Source organism: Nocardia sp. NBC_01730 (assembly GCF_035920445.1).
Lineage (GTDB): Bacteria > Actinomycetota > Actinomycetes > Mycobacteriales > Mycobacteriaceae > Nocardia.
Map to the genome: position 1 here is coordinate 5,789,483 of NZ_CP109162.1, position 17,862 is coordinate 5,807,344.

Below are 17,862 nucleotides of genomic sequence, written 5' to 3' on the forward strand. Positions count from 1 at the left end.
ATGGCCGACGAGACTCCGGACGACGGTCGCGAGCTGCTTGCCGCGGGCGCCGAGGCGTACACCCGCGGAGACGCGGCGGCGGCCAAACGCCTCTTCGAGGACGCCGCGGGGAAGACCACGGGCGACATCCGGCTCGGCGCGATCATCAACGCGGCGAGCATGGCCGACGAACTCGGCGACCACGCCGCCTCCCTCGCCCTGTACCGCTCGGCGCTGGCCGAAATGCCAGAGCACGCGCCGCGATTGCGGCCGAACGCACTGGTCAATATGTCGCAAGCGTTGCAGCACCTCGGCGAACTCGACGAGGCGCAGGCGGCACTGGAGCAGGCCCGGGCACTGCTCGCGAACAACACCGACACCGACCTCGGCGTGCTGCGCGTGGCCTGTCTGCTTTCCCTGACCGCGGTCGCGCTGCACGGTCAGAGCTGGGCCTACGCCGCCGAGCTTGCCACCGAATCACTGGACGCGGCACTGCGTTTCGCGCCGCAGCTGGCCGGGCATCCGCTGATGAACCTCGCGGCGACCTATTTCGAGACCGGTCGCCGCGACCTGGCCGTCGACTTCGCGCGGCAGGCACTGGCCGCGTTCGAGTCGGCGGGCGACCGCAACGCCGTCGCCGAGACCGAGCAGAATCTCGCCACCATGCTGGTCCGCGTCGAGCGGTACGACGAAGCGGAACAGCCACTGCGGTCCAGTCAGGAGTATTTCGAGCGGGCCGGGCTCGGCTATCGGGCCGGAGTCGGGCTCAAGACCATGGGATTCCTCGCGGAGGGCCGCGGCGACCTCGAGGTGGCGCAGGACTTCTATCGTCGGAGCCTGGCGTATTTTGTCGAGTCCGGCGCCGTGCTCGACGCCGCCGACCTCCACATGCGCCTGTCCACGGTCGCCTTCAAGACCGGCCGTCTTACCGAATGCGGAGAACTGCTCGCCGCGGCGTTCGCGACCTACGCCGAGCGCGGCCTCGGCCTGCACTGCGCCCAGCTCGATTTCTGGCACGCGACTCTGCTGGAGGGCGCCATCGCCGCGACGGAGTCGCCGACCGACGAAATGCTCACGCAAGCAGTGCAACTCGCCGTGCCTGCCGCGTTGGCCATCGACGCTGTGCGCCATACCCTGCCGAACGGCAGCCAGCGCGAGCAGTGGAACCGCCGGATCGCCGATCCTGCTATGCGTTTGGCGTTCCGCTTCGCCCACCTGTCGGGCAACGGCTTGCTCCTCGCGGACCTGATCGAAACGCAGTGCGCGGGGACCACCTTGAGCATCGATCACGCCCAGCGCGACCACCCGGTCCGGCTTCCCTACGAATTGTTCGATCCGCCGGAGGATGTCGGCGATCTTCCGGGCAGCGCGGCACTTCAGCTCGGCGCCGCTCTCGCCGGTGTCGCGGCGAGCGCGGGCCTTCCGGTCGCACTGCCGCCGCACCTGGCGCTGGCCGCGGAGGGCCGGATCGCGCTGGCGCCGTTCATCGCCGCCGCCGAACAACGCTACGGCCGGGTGATCCGGGACGATCGGGTGCTGACGGTATGACTCAGCCGACGGTGATCGTCCGCATGGCGGACGCAGGGGATGTGTACATGTCGTGGCGGTGGGTCGCCGACAGTGCGCCACGGGGCGCGAGCGCACTGCCCGAAGAAGCGGCCATGCGGGCAGTGAGTATGCTGGCCGACGCACTTCCGCAGCCCGCCGAGTCCGGCGGGTTGGAACGCGCACTGACCACGGGTGCTTTCGCCAGTTACGAGAACGAGTACCTTGTCGCACAGGCACTTTCGCGAGCTCTGCTGCCCTACGGTCTCGCCGCTCAGCTCTACGAGCTGTCTCAGCGTGGCGTACGGCCGCACATTCGGCTGCAACCGTCGCCCCGGGTCGCCCAGGTGCCGTGGGAGCTGATCGCGCCGGACCGCGACATCCGGCTGATCGACATCGCGGACGTCAGTCTCCTCGCTCCCGCGGGCATCGTGCAGGCACCGGCCAGGGTCGCGCGGAGCTGGGCGCAAACCCGCTCGGGTCCGGTCGTCGCTGTCCTCGATCCGCGAATCCCCGGGTTCCGCGCCGACTCGACGCTCGGCTCAGTGCTGGGCAGGATGACCGCGCACACCCCACTCGCGCAACGGATGGCCGGCTATGCCGCGGCTGGTCGGCTGCGGCCCGCGGCGCAGGACCCGGTCCAGGTCTTCCGGCGCACCGATCTCGACCGCGCCTGGCTCGGCGCCGCCATGAGCGACGGCGCCAGCCGCCTGATCTACGTCGGTCATGTCACCGCGGCGGTGCCGGAATCCGGCCGGAGCGAGGACGCCGAACTCCACTTGGCCTGCACGGCCGATGCCGTCGGCTTCGCCGCACCTACCCGCACGCACCGGCCGCTGTCGGCCAAGGACCTACTGCTCGGCACGCACACGCTGGACACGGAACCCGTTGCCGGGCCGGTACTTTGGCCGATACCGAGCCGGGTAGCGCTGATCGCGTGCGAGAGTGGCGGCGACCTGCGTTTCAGCGAAGCGCTCGGCCTGACCGCGGCCATGATCAACGGCGGCGCCGAATTGGTTACCGCGAGCAGGTGGGCGCTGCCGACCGATCTGGCCTTCCAGCGCATCGCGGGCGCACCGCCCGACGCCCACCCGCTCCAACAGGCCATCTGCGCCATCGACGCCGCGCACGAACAGCCCGACCCGGTGACCGCCCTCGCCGACTGGCAGCGCGCACGGCTGGCCGCCTGGCGCAACGAAGGCAGGATCGAGCACTCACCGGTGCTCTGGTCGGCGTTCGCAACCGTGTGCGCATAGTGATGCGGCGGCGGTCGCAGGTCACCGATAGACGTCGGAGCGCTTGGCCACGGTGAAGATCGTGATGACCTGGATGTGGGCGGATGCGCCGACTCACACCCTGGTCAGGGCTACGACCGGGATGATGCGGGCGGTGCGCATCTCGTGCTCGGCGAAGAACGGGTAGGTCTGCTTGAGCATGGCCCAGGTGCGCGCGCGGTCGTCGCCGGTGAGCGGGGTGGCCAGCGCCTCGCAGGCTTCCGCGCCCACCTCGACGAAAACGCGGCGGTCTCGCTCCAGGTTCAGGTACCAGTCGGGGTGGGTCGGGGCGCCGACGTTGGACGCGACGATCAAGAGGCGGTCGCCGTCGTGATGGAACATCATCGGGGTGGTGTGCGGCGCGCCGGATCGGCGACCCGTCGTGGTCAGCAGGACCAAGCGGTCGCGGTGCATGCCCTCTATGTCGCCGCCCGCCCGGAACTGAGCGATAGTTCTTCGATTGATTTCCTGGACGTCGATGTTCTTCACCTCGCTCGGGTGCGTCGGACCACTCCCAGCTTTCACCCTGGTCGAGCGTTATGTCCGGAAAACGCCCGGATTAGGGCCGTGACCTGCACATCTATGCGCGATGGGCGAGCAGGTGCCGGATGAGCAGCCGGGTCAGGGCCTCGGGCGCCTCCTCGGGTATCCAGTGCGAGACGTCCTCGAGCATCTCGAAGCGATACGGGCCCGACACGTATTTCTGCGTGGCCAGTGCCGCGGTGGACCCTACAGTCGCGTCCTCGGTGCTCCACACATACAGTGTGGGAACGCTCACCGGACCGATCGGGCTCGCGAGATGCGTCGCGCGGTACCAGTTGAGCGCCGCGGTGAGCGCCCCCGGCCGCTCGAGCCGGCGCACATAGTCCTCGACGTGCTCCTCGGAAACCTTCCATTCGAAGATCCTGCGCAGGCCGGCGCTATCGTCCGCGAGGAGGATCCGCTCGGCTGCGCGGGGCTGGCGCAGCATCGTCAGATGGTGCGCCCGCTGTGCCTGGTCCTCGTCCTTGGCCATGGCCTGCTCGAGTGCTGTGGGATGTGGATGCGACACCGCACTGAAGGTGCGGATCCGCCCCGGTATCCGGTCCGCGACCGCCCATCCCACCAGGGCTCCGCAGTCGTGGCCGATCAGATCGAACCGCTCCCACCCCAGCCGGTCGGCGATCGCTACGACATCGCCGACCAGTTCCTCGAGCCGATACTCGGCGGCCCGCTCCGGCCGCACCCCCGGCGAATATCCGCGCTGATCGGGCGCCACGGCGTGACATCCTCCTCCGCCGAGCGCTTCGAGCTGGAACTCCCACTCGACCGCGCCCTGAGGGAACCCGTGCAGCAGCAGCACTTCCCGGCCGCCGGGCGTTCCGGCGGCCAACGCGTCGAACGTCCCCGCCGCGGTGTGAATCTCGAGTTGTTCGATCACCCGCCCGACTCTAGAGCCGAATACCGACAGTCAGTGCTCGTCATAGTGCCCGTCGTGGGCGGCGTGGCGGTGGCCCTCGTGCAGGTAGTCCACATGGTCGCCGTGCTGGACCGCGTCGTGGCCGCAGTTCGGGCCGTGCTGGTGCGGGTGGTCGGCGTGTTCGGCATGCCCGGACGGCTCGCACTCGTCGTAGTGGCCCTCGTGTTCACGATGCAGATGGCCTTCGTGGGCATAGTCGACATGGTCTCCGTGCTGGATCGCCGTGTGACCGCAGTCCGGGCCGTGCTTGTGGTCGTGGCCGGTGTGCTCTACGTGTGCTGTGGCCATCAGACTTTTCCCCTTTCCTTGCTCAGACAGCTGGATACGTGACTCGCAACACATTACCAGGTGCGCATTTATGCAGATAGCCAGGCATGTGCTGGCCGAGCGGGAAGGGGGCGCGGTTCAGAGCACCTGGGAGAGGAACCGTTGCAGCCGCGGCGTCCGCGCTGCGTCGAACAGCGCGTCGGGCGAACCGGTTTCGACGACCTGTCCCTCGTCCATGAACACCACGCTGTCGGAGACGGTGCGGGCGAAGCCCATCTCGTGCGTCACCACGATCATCGACATACCGCCGGAGGCGAGATCGGCCATCAGGGCGAGCACGCCCTTGACCAGCTCGGGGTCCAGCGCCGAGGTGGCCTCGTCGAAGAACATGATCTCGGGCTTCATGGCCAGCGCCCGCGCGATGGCGACGCGCTGCTGCTGGCCACCGGAGAGGTTGGCCGGTCTGGTGTCGGCCTTGTCGACCAACCCGACGATCTCCAACTGCTCGACCGCGAGCGCCCGCGCCGCGTCCTTGGACAGGCCGCGCAGCTTGCGTGGCCCGAGCGCGACGTTCTCCACCACGGTCTTGTGCGGAAACAGGTTGAAGTGCTGGAACACCATGCCGATGCGCTGACGCAGCTTGTCCGGGTCTTCGGTGAGCACGGACTCGCCGTCCAGCAGCACGTCGCCCTGGTCCGGCTCGTGCAGCCGGTTCAGCACGCGCAGCAGGGTCGACTTGCCGGAGCCGGACGGTCCGATGACGGTGACGGTCTTGCCCGCGGCGACATGGATATCGATGCCGCGCAGCACATGATTGTGCCCGAGCGTCAGGTGCAATCCGGTACCAGTGAGGGAGGCACTCATCTATCCGCGCCCTTCCGTGATCGTGGCCGCTTCGACCGGGTCGATGGGCCGGTCGGGGCGTCCGGTGCGCATACGGCGGTCGATGTAGTTCACCAGATGGGTGAGCGGGACGGTCAGCAGCAGGTAGACCAGGCCCGCGGCCACCAGCGGTGAGAGATTCCCGGTCTGCGCGTTGAGATCTCGGCCGACCGCGAACAGCTCGCGCTGGGTGGCGAGTAGACCGAGGAAGTAGATCAGCGAGGAATCCTTGATCAGCGCGATGAACTGGTTCATCAGCGCGGGCAGCACCCGGCGCACGCCCTGCGGGATCACCACCAGCGTCATCGACTGCCGGTAGCCGAACCCGATGGCGCGCGCCGCCTCCAGCTGACCGGGCTCGACCGATTGGATGCCGGAGCGAAAGATCTCGCCGATATAGGCCGAGGCGAGCAGCGCGAGTGCGACGGCGCCGAGCCAGTACGGGTTGTTCCCGGTGACGTTGCGCGCCACCGGACCGATGCCGAGGCCGATCAGCAGGATGATCACCACGGCGGGCAGGCCACGAAAGATGTCGGTGTAAACCCGGGCGGGCCAGCGCAACCAGCGGGTCCGGGAAATGCCCGCGACCGCGAGCAGCATGCCGAGGACGGTGCCGAGACCACCCGAAACGACCGCGAGGATCAGAGTATTCGGTAGCCCGGTCCGGAGCAGATCAGGAAAAGCCTTGCGGTACAACGACCAGTCGAAGAACGTGTCCTTCAACTGCCGCAAAGTGGATTTCGGCGCGTTCTGCGTCGTGTCACCCTGCTGTTTTCCGGCGGCGAGCGCGGCGAAGTCCGGCAGCTGCGGCGACGGCGCAGTCCTGGATCCCGGCTTCCAGCCCGGCGGCAGCTGCCGCGGCACCCAGTCGCCGTAGAGCCTGGCGTAGGTGCCGTCGGCGATCACCGCGTCCAGGCCGCTGTTGAGCGCGTCGATCAGCGGCTGGTTGTTCTTGGCGACCGCCCAGCCGACGAAGTTGTCCAGGCTGAAGGTGTTCTGCGATACCGATGTTCCGTCACCCGGCGCGATCGCGCCCTCCGCCTGCGCGGACGGCGCGACCCAGGCGTCCACCTGGCCGGACTTCAGGTTGGCGTAGGCGGTGTTGTAGTCCGGGAACTTCACCGGGTCCAAGTGCAGCTGGTTCACCACGAACTCGTCCTGGACCGTGCCCTGTACGACGGCGATCCTGGTGCCGCGGTTGAGGTCCGAAAAACCTTTGACGGCACCGCCGTTCGGCACAACGAGGGAGAAGTAGCCGAAGTCGTAGCCGTTGGTGAAGCCGACCAGCCTGCGGCGCGCGTCGGTGGTGGTGATGTTCGACGATCCGACGTCGAAGCGGCCGCCGGACACCTGGGCGAGCAGTCCGGCGAACTCGGTACCCGAGAACTCCACCTGCAGGCCGAGCTTGGCGGCGATCGCCTTCAACAGCTCGTTGTCGAAGCCGGTGAACGTCCCCTGCCGGTTGACGCAGATGCTCGGCGGTGCGTCCGAGAGGGTCCCGACGCTGAGCTTGCCCGGGGTGATCAATCCGAGCTTGGATACGTCGATCGATCCGAGCGGCGCGGTCGTCGCGGTGGTGTAGCGGTCGGTGCCCGCGGCTTCCGACGCGGCCAGGTTCGTCGGGGCGGCCGATGCGGCGGCCAGGCCGGGCGGGGCGCACAGGTTGCGCTCCGTGGACGCGTCATCGGAGCCGGAACCACAGGCGGTGACGCTGAGACCGACAGCAAGCAATATCAGGGCGATCAACGAACGAGACCGCACAGCGGGCAGACGAGCCATGCTGGAACCCTAGCCGGATGAAGCTGTTAATCCTCGGCTACCCGAAGGCCGACGGCGTGAGAATCCTCGCCCCACACGGCGGTCGAGAGTTCGAATCACCCTGATCCGAACTCCGCGCCGACGTCCGCCTGCCGACCGGCGATCCGGCTCAGGCCAGCCCCCTGACCGGCTCCGGGTTGACTTCGTCGCGCCAGCGAACAGCGCGCTCGATCTCGCTCAGGTCGTAGTCCGGTCCGCTCACTCCGATGGTGAACGTCGTCACCCCCGCCGCCACGAACTCCGGCGCCTTCGCCGCGCCCGGCCACTGCACGGAGCGTTCGATACGCCCCTGGTCGGTGCCGACGGCGGCGCAGTGCTCCGCGAGCACCTTGTTCTTGTGCGCGAGCGCGTCCAGGTCGGCGAAGGTGTGCCAGACGTCGGCGTACTCGGCGACCAGCCGCAGCGTCTTCTTCTCGCCGCCGCCGCCGATCAGAATCGGGATCTCGCGGGTCGGCGGGGGGTTCAGCTTCCGCAAGCGGGCGGTAAGCCGGACCAGATTGTCCTTCAGCAGGGTGAGCCTGCTGCCCGGCGTGCCGAACTCGTAGCCGTACTCGTCATAGTCCTTCTGGAACCAACCCGCCCCGATACCGAGAACGAGCCGGCCGCCGCTGATGTGGTCGACAGTGCGCGCCATGTCGGCGAGCAGGTCCGGATTGCGGTAGCCGCCGCCGGTGACCAGCGCGCCGAGCTCCACCCGCTCGGTCTGCTCAGCCCAGGCGCCCAGCATCGTCCAGCACTCGAAGTGCGCCCCGTCCGGGTCGCCGGTGAGCGGAAAGAAGTGATCCCAGTTGAACACGATGTCGACACCCACGTCTTCGGCCCGCAGAACCGCGTCGCGGATGAGCCCGTACTCGGGCGCGTGCTGCGGTTGCAGCTGAACTCCGATACGAACAGGACGACTCATGACGTGCTCCTCGTCACTCGGTGAATACCCCGATCGAGGCTACCGGCGCGGTGCTGTTCACGCAGAAGCCCTGGCGAACACCGCACACCAGGCGGATCGCCGCGTCTAGGTTGAGACCTCGATGGCCCGAGATGGCGGACGGAGGTGTCGGGTGTGGCCGGGAGTAGCGACGATGTGGTGCGCGGAGTCGTGCGGGAGATTCTGCGGAATCGCGACCAGTTGATCAGCGATCTGTCGTCGCAGATTCGCGCACAGGTGGAGGCGCTGGACCTGGACACGCGAATGCGCGGACTGTTCGAGGCAGGCACCACCGACAACCTGATGGCGGTCCTCGACTTCGTGCAGAACGACGCTGCCGAGAAAGACGTGCAGGCTCCGACCAGGGCGCTGGTGTACGCGCGAACCCTCGCACAACGTGATGTCCCGGTGTCAGCGCTGATTCGGGGCTACCGCATCGGGCACGCCGAGTTCCTCGATGTCGCGATGCGGTTGGCCGTTGAGCTGGGCGGAGCCGACAGCGCAGCGGCCATTGTCCGCCTCGTCAATCGCACCGCCGTCTACATCGACCGGGTCTGTGAGCAGGTCGGGATCGCCTACGAGCAGGAACGCGACCGGTGGGTGGGCAGCCGCGGCGGGCTGCGTCAAGAGTGGGTGGCGCGCGTGCTGGACGGCTCGGTCGCCGACATCGGCCAGGCCGAGCAGGTACTGCGGTATTCACTGAGCGGCAGCCACGTCGCGCTGAATGTGTGGACCGATCCCGAGATCTCACCGCGGGCAGCGGTTGATGTTCTGGATGCCGTTCGCGGTGCGCTCATTCCGCTGTTCGACGATTCTCGGCGGCCGTTGCTGGTGCCGACCGACGAACACGAGGTTCGGCTGTGGTTCTCGGTTCCCCGCGAGTTCGCAATCGACGTGGCCGCCATCGAGCGCGCGATATCGGCGCTGCCCGGACGCGTGGCGATCGGCGAGTGCGGCGTTGATGTAGCGGGTTTCTGCCGTAGCCTGCGCCAAGCCGACCGGGTCCGAGAAATCGTGCTTCTGGCCGGCGAGAGCGCTCCCCGTGTCGTGTCACACGCCCAGGTAGCGGCCGTCGCGCTGATGGTCGGAGATATCGACGCGCTGCGCGAGTTCGTGGCCGATTGCCTGGGTGAACTGGCCGTCGACAACCATCGCAACGTGTGGTTACGGGAAACCCTGTGCGTCTTTCTGGCCAACAACCGCAGTTTCGCCGCCACCGCACAGGAATTGGCCGTGCACCGCAACACCATCCAGTACCGGGTGCGGCAGGCGCTGGACGCGATCGGGGACGTCTTCGACGATCATGACCGCACACTGCACCTGCATCTGGCGCTCCAGGCCGCGCGCTGGCTGGGGCCCGCGGTCCTGAGACCGACCGCATCTCGCTGACCCGACGATCGTTGCACCTGTCGGTGCGGGATCCGAAAGAGTGGCCATCAATTGTGTGCTCTCCGCACAAAAAATGTACAAACTTTCATTCGCACAGGATATGGTCCGGCCCACAGCGCAGCCTTAGCATCTGTCATACGCGCAGCTCAACGCTGGTGCGCAAAGGAGACGGCATGTAACACCCATCAGCGTGAGTTATGCGTTCAACCCAATTACCGGCTAGGCGATCCGCCGAGCTGAATGATCTTTCATTCCTCGAACCATTCGATTGCGGAGGGCGAGCGCTCGCAGCGTTGAGCTTTGCCCTGCCGCACGGCCGGCGGCTGGTAGAAAACCCTTTCGAATAAGGAGACAACCGCTGTGACACGGATCGAAACCGTCCGCGGAGCTATCGACACCGCCGATCTCGGCGTGACGTTGATGCACGAGCACGTCTTCGTGCTCACCGGGGATATCCACCAGAACTACCCGGCCGAATGGGGTTCCGAAGACGAACGCATCGCCGACGCCGTCCGGCGACTGCGCGGCGCCTACGACGCGGGCGTACGCACGATCGTCGACCTGACGGTGGTCGGCCTCGGCCGCTACATCCCGCGCATTCAGCGGATCGCCGAACAGATTTCCGTCAACCTGGTGGTCGCGACCGGCGTCTATACCTATGACGATGTCCCGTTCTACTTCCACTACCGGGGGCCGGCCCTGAACGCAATCGTGGGCGCGCAGGTCCCCGACCCCATGGTCGACATGTTCATCGGTGACATCCGTGACGGTATCGCAGGCACCGGGGTCAAGGCAGGCATGCTCAAGTGCGCTATCGACCAGCAAGGGCTGACCTCTGGAGTCGAACGTGTCATGCGTGCGGTGGCCAAGGCTCACCTCGAAACCGGCGTGCCGATCACCGTGCACACCCACCCGAACTCCCGCACCGGCCTCGACGTGAAGCGCGTCCTGTGCGACGAAGAAGGCGTCGACCCCGGCCGAATCGTGCTCGGCCACAGCGGCGACACCACCGACTGCGATCACCTCGCCGAACTGGCCGACGCGGGCTTCGTCCTCGGCATGGACCGCTTCGGCATCAACCTCGACACCACTTTCGAGGCCCGCGCGGACACCCTCATCGAAATGGTGCGACGCGGCTACACCGACCGGATGGTGCTTTCGCAGGACGCGAGCTGCTACCTCGACTGGATCGAACCGGCCGCGATGGCCGCCCTGCCACAGTGGCACTACACCCACATATTCGACGACGTGTTCCCCTACGTACTCGAACGCGGCGTAAGCAAGGAACAGATCGACACCATGCTGATCGACGTGCCTCGCGCGTTCTTCGAAGGCCGCTGAACACCTGGCTCAACGAGAGGCACATGGCTGCGGCGAACCGCAGGTGGCCGCTCCTTGGTGTGCCGAACGATCTCCGAATGTCACCGTTCCAAGAACAGCCGTTCATTTGCCATCCGGGGCAACCCTCCGGTGTCCCCGGGGAGCACTTTCACGTCATCGGCGTAGCGGCAGCGCAGATGCTCCTGGACGAACACTTTCGCGGCGGACAGGCAGGCGGCGAAATGGAACTGGACACCGCGCAGATGGACGCACAGATGTACGTCCGGCTCATCAGGCAGTGGCGAAGCTTCGGTACTCAAGTGCGCTCCTGTTCACCGCGGACGGCGGCCGTTCAGGTGCCACACCCAAGTCGGCGTGTCGGCGCTGGTTTCATGCGCCGCTGTGTCAGACATAGCGATCACATCCGTTCGAACACATCGGGATGGTGGCCGTGCCGTGTGCGCATCGTCTTCCTTGACGCCGCATCGCATTGGCCACAACGTGACACTCCCACGTCACTGACGAGAGCGGCATGGGGGAAATCCCTACGATTTCCCCCATCCCGGACGCCCGAACCGGGATCAGGTGCGCAGGCGGTGCCCGGCCCGAGCATTAGCCGCCGTACGCGGGGCTACCTCGGCGGTAAGGTGAAACAAGGAATAAGGAATGTCGGCGCGCCGAGATCCTGGCCACGCGGCTCCAGGACCGGCGTCCGGAGGTAGGGAACGCTGAAAGGGTCGGCCACGGTCGTTCCGCATCGCTGCGTCACTCGGGAGTCTCGATGGCCCTGAGCTTCATTGGCGAGGATCCGGACGCGAAGCTGGTCGGCAGGGCACCCGAACTGCTGAACATCGCGAAGGTGCTGGCTTCCGCCCGAGCCGGCTCCGCGGGTGCGGTGATCGTGCTGGGCGAACCTGGCATCGGCAAGACGCGCATGCTCGATGAACTGTGCGAGCAAGCCGCCGCAGGGGGCTTCGACGTCTTGGCGGGACGTGGGTCGGAGTTCGAGCGAGAGGTGCCCTACAGTCTGGTGGTCGACTCCCTCGATGAGCGGTTCCGGGTGCTCGCGGCCGAGATCATCGCGAGCTTGGGGAAAGACCGATTGGCAGAGCTCGCCGCGGTCCTGCCGTCGTTGTCGGGGCGCGGTGGCCCGCTTGCGAGCCGACTCGAGGTGGAGCGATTCGAGTTCCATCGCGCGGTGCGAGCCACGTTCGAACAACTCGTCCGCCGCCGGCCAGTGCTGTTGGCGCTCGATGACGTGCACTGGGCTGACCCGGCTTCGGTGGAGCTGATCGGCTTCCTGCTCAGACGCGCGGTGCCTGGGATGGTGCTGGCTCTGGCCTACCGTGCGCGACAGGCGCCGCGCCTGCTACTCGCCGCCGTCCAGCAAGCCAGACGCGACGGTCTCCTTCGTGAACTCGATCTGGCGCCGCTGACCATCGGCGAGGCGGCTGACCTGCTGGGACAACAGCCAGGCTCGGCGCTCGTCCGCTCATTACACGCCGAGAGCGGCGGGAACCCGTTCTACATCGAGCAACTGGCACGGATGGCCCACGAGCCTGCGGCGCCAACACCCCGAGCGTGGATCGGCGGCAAGCCCGAGACAGGCATCCCTGCCGCGGTGCGGGCGGCGCTCGCCCAGGAATTGGCCAACCTGCCTTTCCAGACCCTCGAGGTGCTTCAGGCTGCCGCCGTCGCAGGCGATCCGTTCGATGTGGACCTGGTGGCCGAGATCGTGGCTACCGACAAGACTCTGCTGTTGGAACGCATCGACTCGCTCGCCGCAGCCGACCTGGTGCGGGCCACCGATGTGGCAGGGTGGCTCCGCTTCCGGCATCCGATCGTGCGTCGCGTGGTGTACGACAGTGCGATGCCCGGGTGGCGATTCGGTGCCCACAAGCGGGCGGCTCGCGCGCTTGCCCGGCGCGACGCGCCCCTCGGGGTACAGGCACATCATGTCGAGCACTCGGCCAGCGCAGGCGACGACGAGGCCGTGGCGATCCTGACCGACGCGGGGCAAGCAGCGGAGGCCCGTGCACCGGCGGCGGCGGCCGGCTGGTTCGAGGCCGCGCTGCGGCTGCTGCCGGAAACCAGTAGGTCCGAACGACGGCTGCCGCTGATGATCTCGCTGGCCGGTGCCCTCGCTGCCGCAGGCCGTTTGCGCGACAGTCGCACGGTGCTGGAGCGAACACTGGAGTTTCTTCCGGCCGACTCGCTCGAGGATCGAGTGCGGATTATCGGGATGATCGTCCGAGCAGACCACGGACTGGGCCGAGCCGAGGAGGCCCACCACCTCCTCACCACGGCTCTCGAGCAGGCAGCACCCGGCAGCCCGAACGCCGTGGCGCTGCGCCTGAATCTCGCCGAGAACCACCTCATGATGGGCCAGGGGGCGCAGGCAGTAGAGACGGCAGCGGCGGCCCGCGCTCAGGCGCGGGCGCTCGGCGATCCGACGCTGCTCCTGGCGGCGACCTCTAAGCTTGCCGTGTTCACCAGCCACCAGGGCACCGTCGCGGAAACGCTGGAGCTGATCGACTGGGCCGCCGGTGGCATGGACGCGCGTGGTGTAGAACTCACTCCTACGCTGCTCGAGGCGCTGGATGATCTGGTCTACACGGAGCTGTCCACCGACCGCTTCCGTGACGCCTGCCGCCATGCCGAACGTGGCCTACACGTCAGCCGTACCACCGGCCACGGATACCTGTACGTCCGCTTCACCCTCGGTGTGGCCGGGGCGAAACTGTGGCTCGGACAGCTGTACGACGCCAAGTCGGCCGCGGAGAGCGCGGTGGAAGCGGCTGTCTTGTTGGACAATGATCAATTGCTCTCGAACGCGGAAGGCGTGTTGTGCTGGATCGAGACGTTGAGAGGCGATCTGCCTGCAGCGCTGGCCGCCGGGCGCGCTTCGGTACGCGCGACCGATCGGCAACCGAACGCACTTTTCGCATGGATCGGACACGTCAGTTACGGCGAAGCGCTCATCGAAGCCGGCGAAGTCGAACGGGGACGCCGGGAGATCATGTCCATCGGCGGACCCGAACTCTCCGATCTGCCGCCAACGCCGCGCGCCTTGTGGTGTCAAGCGCTGGTCACGGCCGAGCTGTCCGCCGGCCGAATCGAGGCGGCCGAGACGGTGGCCCGGCGTATGGCGGATGCTGCGCCGGGATTAGCTTCCAGCGCGGGAAACGCACGCCACGCCCAGGCTCGCATCTCGCTCGTGGCAGGCAACTTCCAGAAGGCCGCAGGGTTCGCCCATGAGGCTGTTCAGTGCTTCGACGCCCTGGAAATGCGGGTATGGGCCGGTCGCGCCCGGCTGGTCGCGGGACGCGCCCACGCGCTCGCCGGTGAGCACGCGGCGGCGGTACGCGAACTCGAACTGGCTCACGGCATCCTCGACGACGCAGGGGCCGAACGGTTGCGGGACGAGGCCGCGAAAGAGCTCCGAACCCTGGGCAGACGTGTGCGGCGAAAGCCCACCGCCGATGAGCCGACAGGCGCGCCGATTTTGACCGAACGCGAGCAATCCATCGCCGATCGGGTCGTGCAGGGGTTGACGAACCGCGAAATCGCCACGGAGCTGTTCGTCAGCCCGAAAACCGTCGAGAAACATCTCGCACGGATCTTCGCCAAGCTGGGTATTTCCTCCCGCGCCGGTGTCGCCACAGCATTGAACCGCCGTCACACCGGCGCACGGTAGTGCTGATCGCCGAAACCAGACTCCGCGCGAGCGGCAGCTCAGCGTGATCACATGTTCTTCGCCAGTCGACGCGACCACGGATCGGTCATTGCCTTCGTCCGATGTGACCGGCGGCTCCGGCCAAGCCGACAAGCGCTCGCCGAAACACCGGCCGCCCAGTAGTATCACTCCCCACCCTTACTCGGATCGTCCGGCACGTTCCTGCCGGGATGGGAAGTGAATTCATCATGGCCACTGTGACCTTCGACCGCGCGACGCGGCTCTACCCCGGCGCTACCAAACCCTCCGTCGATCAATTGGATTTGGAGATCGAGGACGGTGAGTTCCTTGTTCTGGTCGGTCCGTCCGGCTGCGGCAAATCGACCTCGCTGCGCATGCTCGCCGGGCTGGAGGATGTCGACGACGGGCGCATTCTGATCGGCGCCAACGACGTGACACACGCCGAGCCCAAGGAACGCGACATCGCGATGGTGTTCCAGAACTACGCGCTCTACCCGCACATGACGGTCGCGGAGAACATGGGTTTCGCGCTCAAGCTCGCCAAGGTCGCCAAGGCGGAGAAAGAGAAGCGGGTCCTGGAGGCGGCCAAGCTGCTCGATCTGGAGCCCTACCTGGACCGCAAGCCGAAGGCGCTGTCCGGCGGTCAGCGGCAGCGCGTCGCGATGGGCCGGGCGATCGTGCGTCAGCCGCAGGTGTTCCTGATGGACGAGCCGCTGTCCAACCTCGACGCGAAACTGCGTGTGCAGACCCGCACCCAGATCGCACAGCTGCAACGTCGGCTCGGCACCACCACCGTGTACGTCACGCACGACCAGGTCGAGGCGATGACCATGGGCGACCGCGTCGCAGTGCTGAAGGATGGCTTGCTGCAGCAGTGCGCGACGCCGCGCGACCTGTACCGCGATCCGGCCAACGTGTTCGTCGCGGGTTTCATGGGCTCGCCCGCCATGAATCTGTTCACGCTTCCGATCACCGACGGTGGCGTCGGGCTGGGCGGACATGTGCTCCAGGTGCCACGTTCGGTCTCGGACGCGGCCGGGGACACCGTGACGGTCGGCATCCGGCCCGAGCACTTCGAGCTCGGCGAGGGCTCCGGCATCGAGATGGAGGTCGACGTGGTGGAGGAGCTGGGCTCCGACGCCTACATCTACGGCCGCACCGTCGCCGATGGCATGACCAGCGGCCCGGGGGAAACGATTGTGGCGCGGGCGGATTGGCGCAACCCGCCGGCCAAGGGCGCCAGGCTGCGGCTGTCCGCCGACGCCGAGCACATCTACTTCTTCGACACAGACGGCCGCCGCCTCAACTGAGTTCGTCGCCGAACAGCCCGTTCGCCCAACGCCTGCGGGCGGGCTCGATCGGAACCACGCTGCACGCCTGATCGGCGTGCGAGCGGCTCCGACTTTCACACCGGATCGACCGTGGCCAGCGTGGTCCGGCAGCCCAGGAAGGTCGGACTTTCACACCGGATCGACCGTCAGCGTGGTCCGGCGCGCAGGCAGGTCAGTTTTTCGTGCCGGAGCGCAGCCGCACTTCCCTGGCGTACTCCTCGTTGAGCCGCACGCCCAGCTCATCCAGCTCGATCTCTCGCTCGGTCTCGCTGCGGACCTGTACCCGGACCGGAGCGCCGGTGGACGCCTCGACCAGCAGCAACGGCGCGGGACCCGATTGCAGATAAGCGTCGCCCCACTGCATCAGCGCGAGCACGGCCGGAAGCAGGTCCCGTCCCATCGCCGTGAGCACGTACTCGTGCCGCGTGCGCTTGCCCTCCTCCTGGTACGGCCGCTTTATCAGCAAGCCGGCCTCGGTGAGTTTGCGTAGCTGGCCCGCGGCGGCCGCGTCGGTGATCCCGACCCGGCTGGCGAACCCGTCGAACCGCCGGGTCCCGTAATACGCCTCGCGCAAGATGAGGACCGCCGAGCGAGTGCCGACGATCTCGAGCGCCTTCGCGATCGAGCACTCCTCGGCTTTCCACGAGCTGAGATCGGCCAACGGTCCTTCCATCACTGCTGCCATGACGAACATCATACCGATGCTGACTTTCCTCGACTATCGTCAGATGTAGTCTGACTATGTGTCGATAGAGCCAGGCATGGCAGCCCGGCTCTCGGTCCGAGAGGAAACACCATGAGAGACGCGGTGATTGTCGAAGCGGTACGCACCCCGATCGGCAAGGGCAAGCCGAACGGCGCACTGCACAACATCAACGCGGTGGACCTGCTGGCCCACAGCCTGCGCGAGGTAGTGGATCGCAGCGGCATCGATCCCGCCCTCATCGACGACGTGATCGGTGGCATCGTCACCCAGGTCGGCGAGCAGGGCGCCAACATGACCCGGCGGGCCGCACTGGCCGCCGGATATCCCGAATCCGTCCCCGCGACCACGGTGGACCGGCAATGCGGCAGCAGCCAGCAGGCAATCCACTTCGCCGCGCAGGGCGTGATCGCGGGCGCCTACGACATCGTCGTCGCCGCGGGCGTGGAGTCGATGGGACGGATTCCCATGGGCGCCAACCTGGTCGGATCCGAGGACATCGCCGGCGTCGGCTTCGCCGAGCGATACCAGGAAGGTCTGGTGCCGCAGGGCATCAGCGCCGAACTGATCGCGGCCAAGTGGGGCCTGACCCGCACCCAGCTGGACGAGTTCGCGCTCGGCAGCCACGAGAAAGCCGCACTCGCCACCAAGAACGGGCTGTTCGCCGGGGAGCTGGCGCCGATCAACGGGCTCAGCACCGACGAGGGCATCCGGGTCGGCAGCACGCTGGAAACCCTGGCCCAGCTGCGCCCCGCCTACTACGACCCGGCCATGGCCGCCCGCTTCCCGCAGATCGGCTGGGAAATCACCGCGGCCACCGCGAGCCAGGTCAGCGACGGCAGCGCGGCGGTGCTGATCATGACCAGCGAACGCGCCGAGGAGTTGGGCCTGAAGCCGCTGGCCCGGCTGCACAGCTTCGCCGTGGCCGGTGACGACCCACTGCTGATGCTCACCGCGGTGATCCCGGCGACAAAGAAGGTGCTGCAGCGCGCTGGACTTCAGCTCTCCGACATCGACCTGATTGAGATCAACGAGGCGTTCTCGCCGGTGGTGCTCGCCTGGGCGCACGACACCGGGGCCGATCTCGGCAAGGTCAACGTCAACGGCGGTGCGATCGCCATCGGGCACCCCCTCGGCGCGTCCGGCGCACGCCTGATGACAACGCTGGTCCACGCCATGCAGGATCGTGGCGCCCGGTATGGCCTGCAAACCATGTGCGAGGCAGGCGGACTGGCGAACGCCACGATCCTCGAACGGCTGTGAGTTCTCGCGCGGT

At 67.3% G+C, this 17,862-nt stretch carries 15 protein-coding genes; 7 read left to right on the forward strand and 8 right to left on the reverse strand.

Features of this window, described 5'->3' with window-relative positions:
• Both OHB12_RS24180 and OHB12_RS24185 read left to right on the forward strand, forming a co-directional pair.
• Entirely contained in the window at window positions 1–1,527 is a 1,527-nt protein-coding gene (locus OHB12_RS24180; RefSeq protein WP_327110907.1) for a tetratricopeptide repeat protein, read from the forward strand.
• The gene (locus tag OHB12_RS24185) at window positions 1,524–2,780 is read left to right on the forward strand and encodes a CHAT domain-containing protein (RefSeq protein ID WP_327110909.1); all 1,257 of its coding nucleotides are present in this window, start codon (window positions 1,524–1,526) and stop codon (window positions 2,778–2,780) included. Before OHB12_RS24180 ends, OHB12_RS24185 begins: the two co-directional genes overlap by 4 nt.
• Window positions 2,781–2,873: 93 nt before the next feature.
• Here the strand turns inward: OHB12_RS24185 and OHB12_RS24190 are convergent, their stop codons facing one another.
• From OHB12_RS24190 to OHB12_RS24215, 6 genes are all read right to left on the reverse strand, one after another.
• Complete coding sequence (locus tag OHB12_RS24190; protein WP_327110911.1) at window positions 2,874–3,323, reverse strand: nitroreductase family deazaflavin-dependent oxidoreductase; 450 nt, start codon at window positions 3,321–3,323, stop codon at window positions 2,874–2,876.
• A 55-nt stretch (window positions 3,324–3,378) separates the two neighbouring features.
• Complete coding sequence (locus OHB12_RS24195; RefSeq protein WP_327110913.1) at window positions 3,379–4,218, reverse strand: alpha/beta fold hydrolase; 840 nt, start codon at window positions 4,216–4,218, stop codon at window positions 3,379–3,381.
• Window positions 4,219–4,248: 30 nt separating this feature from the next.
• A complete protein-coding gene (locus OHB12_RS24200; RefSeq protein WP_327110915.1) occupies window positions 4,249–4,545 on the reverse strand; it encodes a hypothetical protein in 297 nt (98 codons plus the stop codon).
• Between the two features lie 117 nt (window positions 4,546–4,662).
• Entirely contained in the window at window positions 4,663–5,388 is a 726-nt protein-coding gene (locus OHB12_RS24205) for an amino acid ABC transporter ATP-binding protein (RefSeq protein WP_327110917.1), read from the reverse strand.
• A complete protein-coding gene (locus OHB12_RS24210) occupies window positions 5,389–7,185 on the reverse strand; it encodes an ABC transporter substrate-binding protein/permease (RefSeq protein ID WP_327110919.1) in 1,797 nt (598 codons plus the stop codon). It lies immediately after the preceding gene.
• 148 nt (window positions 7,186–7,333) lie between these two features.
• Window positions 7,334–8,128 (reverse strand): LLM class F420-dependent oxidoreductase, encoded by a 795-nt coding sequence (locus OHB12_RS24215; RefSeq protein WP_327110921.1) that lies wholly within the window; start codon window positions 8,126–8,128, stop codon window positions 7,334–7,336.
• Between the two features lie 153 nt (window positions 8,129–8,281).
• Here OHB12_RS24215 and OHB12_RS24220 point away from each other — a divergent pair, with 153 nt between their 5' ends.
• Window positions 8,282–9,535 (forward strand): PucR family transcriptional regulator, encoded by a 1,254-nt coding sequence (locus tag OHB12_RS24220; RefSeq protein WP_327110923.1) that lies wholly within the window; start codon window positions 8,282–8,284, stop codon window positions 9,533–9,535.
• Between the two features lie 360 nt (window positions 9,536–9,895).
• Window positions 9,896–10,876: a phosphotriesterase family protein gene (locus OHB12_RS24225; RefSeq protein WP_327110924.1), complete on the forward strand. Its 981-nt coding sequence runs from the start codon at window positions 9,896–9,898 to the stop codon at window positions 10,874–10,876.
• Window positions 10,877–10,956: 80 nt separating this feature from the next.
• Here the strand turns inward: OHB12_RS24225 and OHB12_RS24230 are convergent, their stop codons facing one another.
• Entirely contained in the window at window positions 10,957–11,175 is a 219-nt protein-coding gene (locus OHB12_RS24230) for a hypothetical protein (RefSeq protein WP_327110926.1), read from the reverse strand.
• Between the two features lie 461 nt (window positions 11,176–11,636).
• Between OHB12_RS24230 and OHB12_RS24235 the strand changes: the two genes are divergently transcribed.
• Window positions 11,637–14,552: a helix-turn-helix transcriptional regulator gene (locus OHB12_RS24235; protein ID WP_327110928.1), complete on the forward strand. Its 2,916-nt coding sequence runs from the start codon at window positions 11,637–11,639 to the stop codon at window positions 14,550–14,552.
• Window positions 14,553–14,779: 227 nt separating this feature from the next.
• Window positions 14,780–15,862 carry an ABC transporter ATP-binding protein gene (locus OHB12_RS24240; protein ID WP_327110930.1) on the forward strand — a complete coding sequence of 361 codons (1,083 nt, stop codon included), beginning with the start codon at window positions 14,780–14,782 and terminating at the stop codon, window positions 15,860–15,862.
• Between the two features lie 193 nt (window positions 15,863–16,055).
• On the opposite strand, the gene OHB12_RS24245 is transcribed toward OHB12_RS24240, so the two are convergent.
• On the reverse strand, window positions 16,056–16,580 hold the full coding sequence (locus tag OHB12_RS24245) for a winged helix-turn-helix transcriptional regulator (protein WP_442799837.1): 525 nt from the start codon (window positions 16,578–16,580) through the stop codon (window positions 16,056–16,058).
• Window positions 16,581–16,679: 99 nt separating this feature from the next.
• On the opposite strand from OHB12_RS24245, the gene OHB12_RS24250 reads away from it, so the two are divergent.
• Complete coding sequence (locus tag OHB12_RS24250) at window positions 16,680–17,849, forward strand: thiolase family protein (RefSeq protein ID WP_327110934.1); 1,170 nt, start codon at window positions 16,680–16,682, stop codon at window positions 17,847–17,849.
• Window positions 17,850–17,862 lie beyond the last annotated feature (13 nt).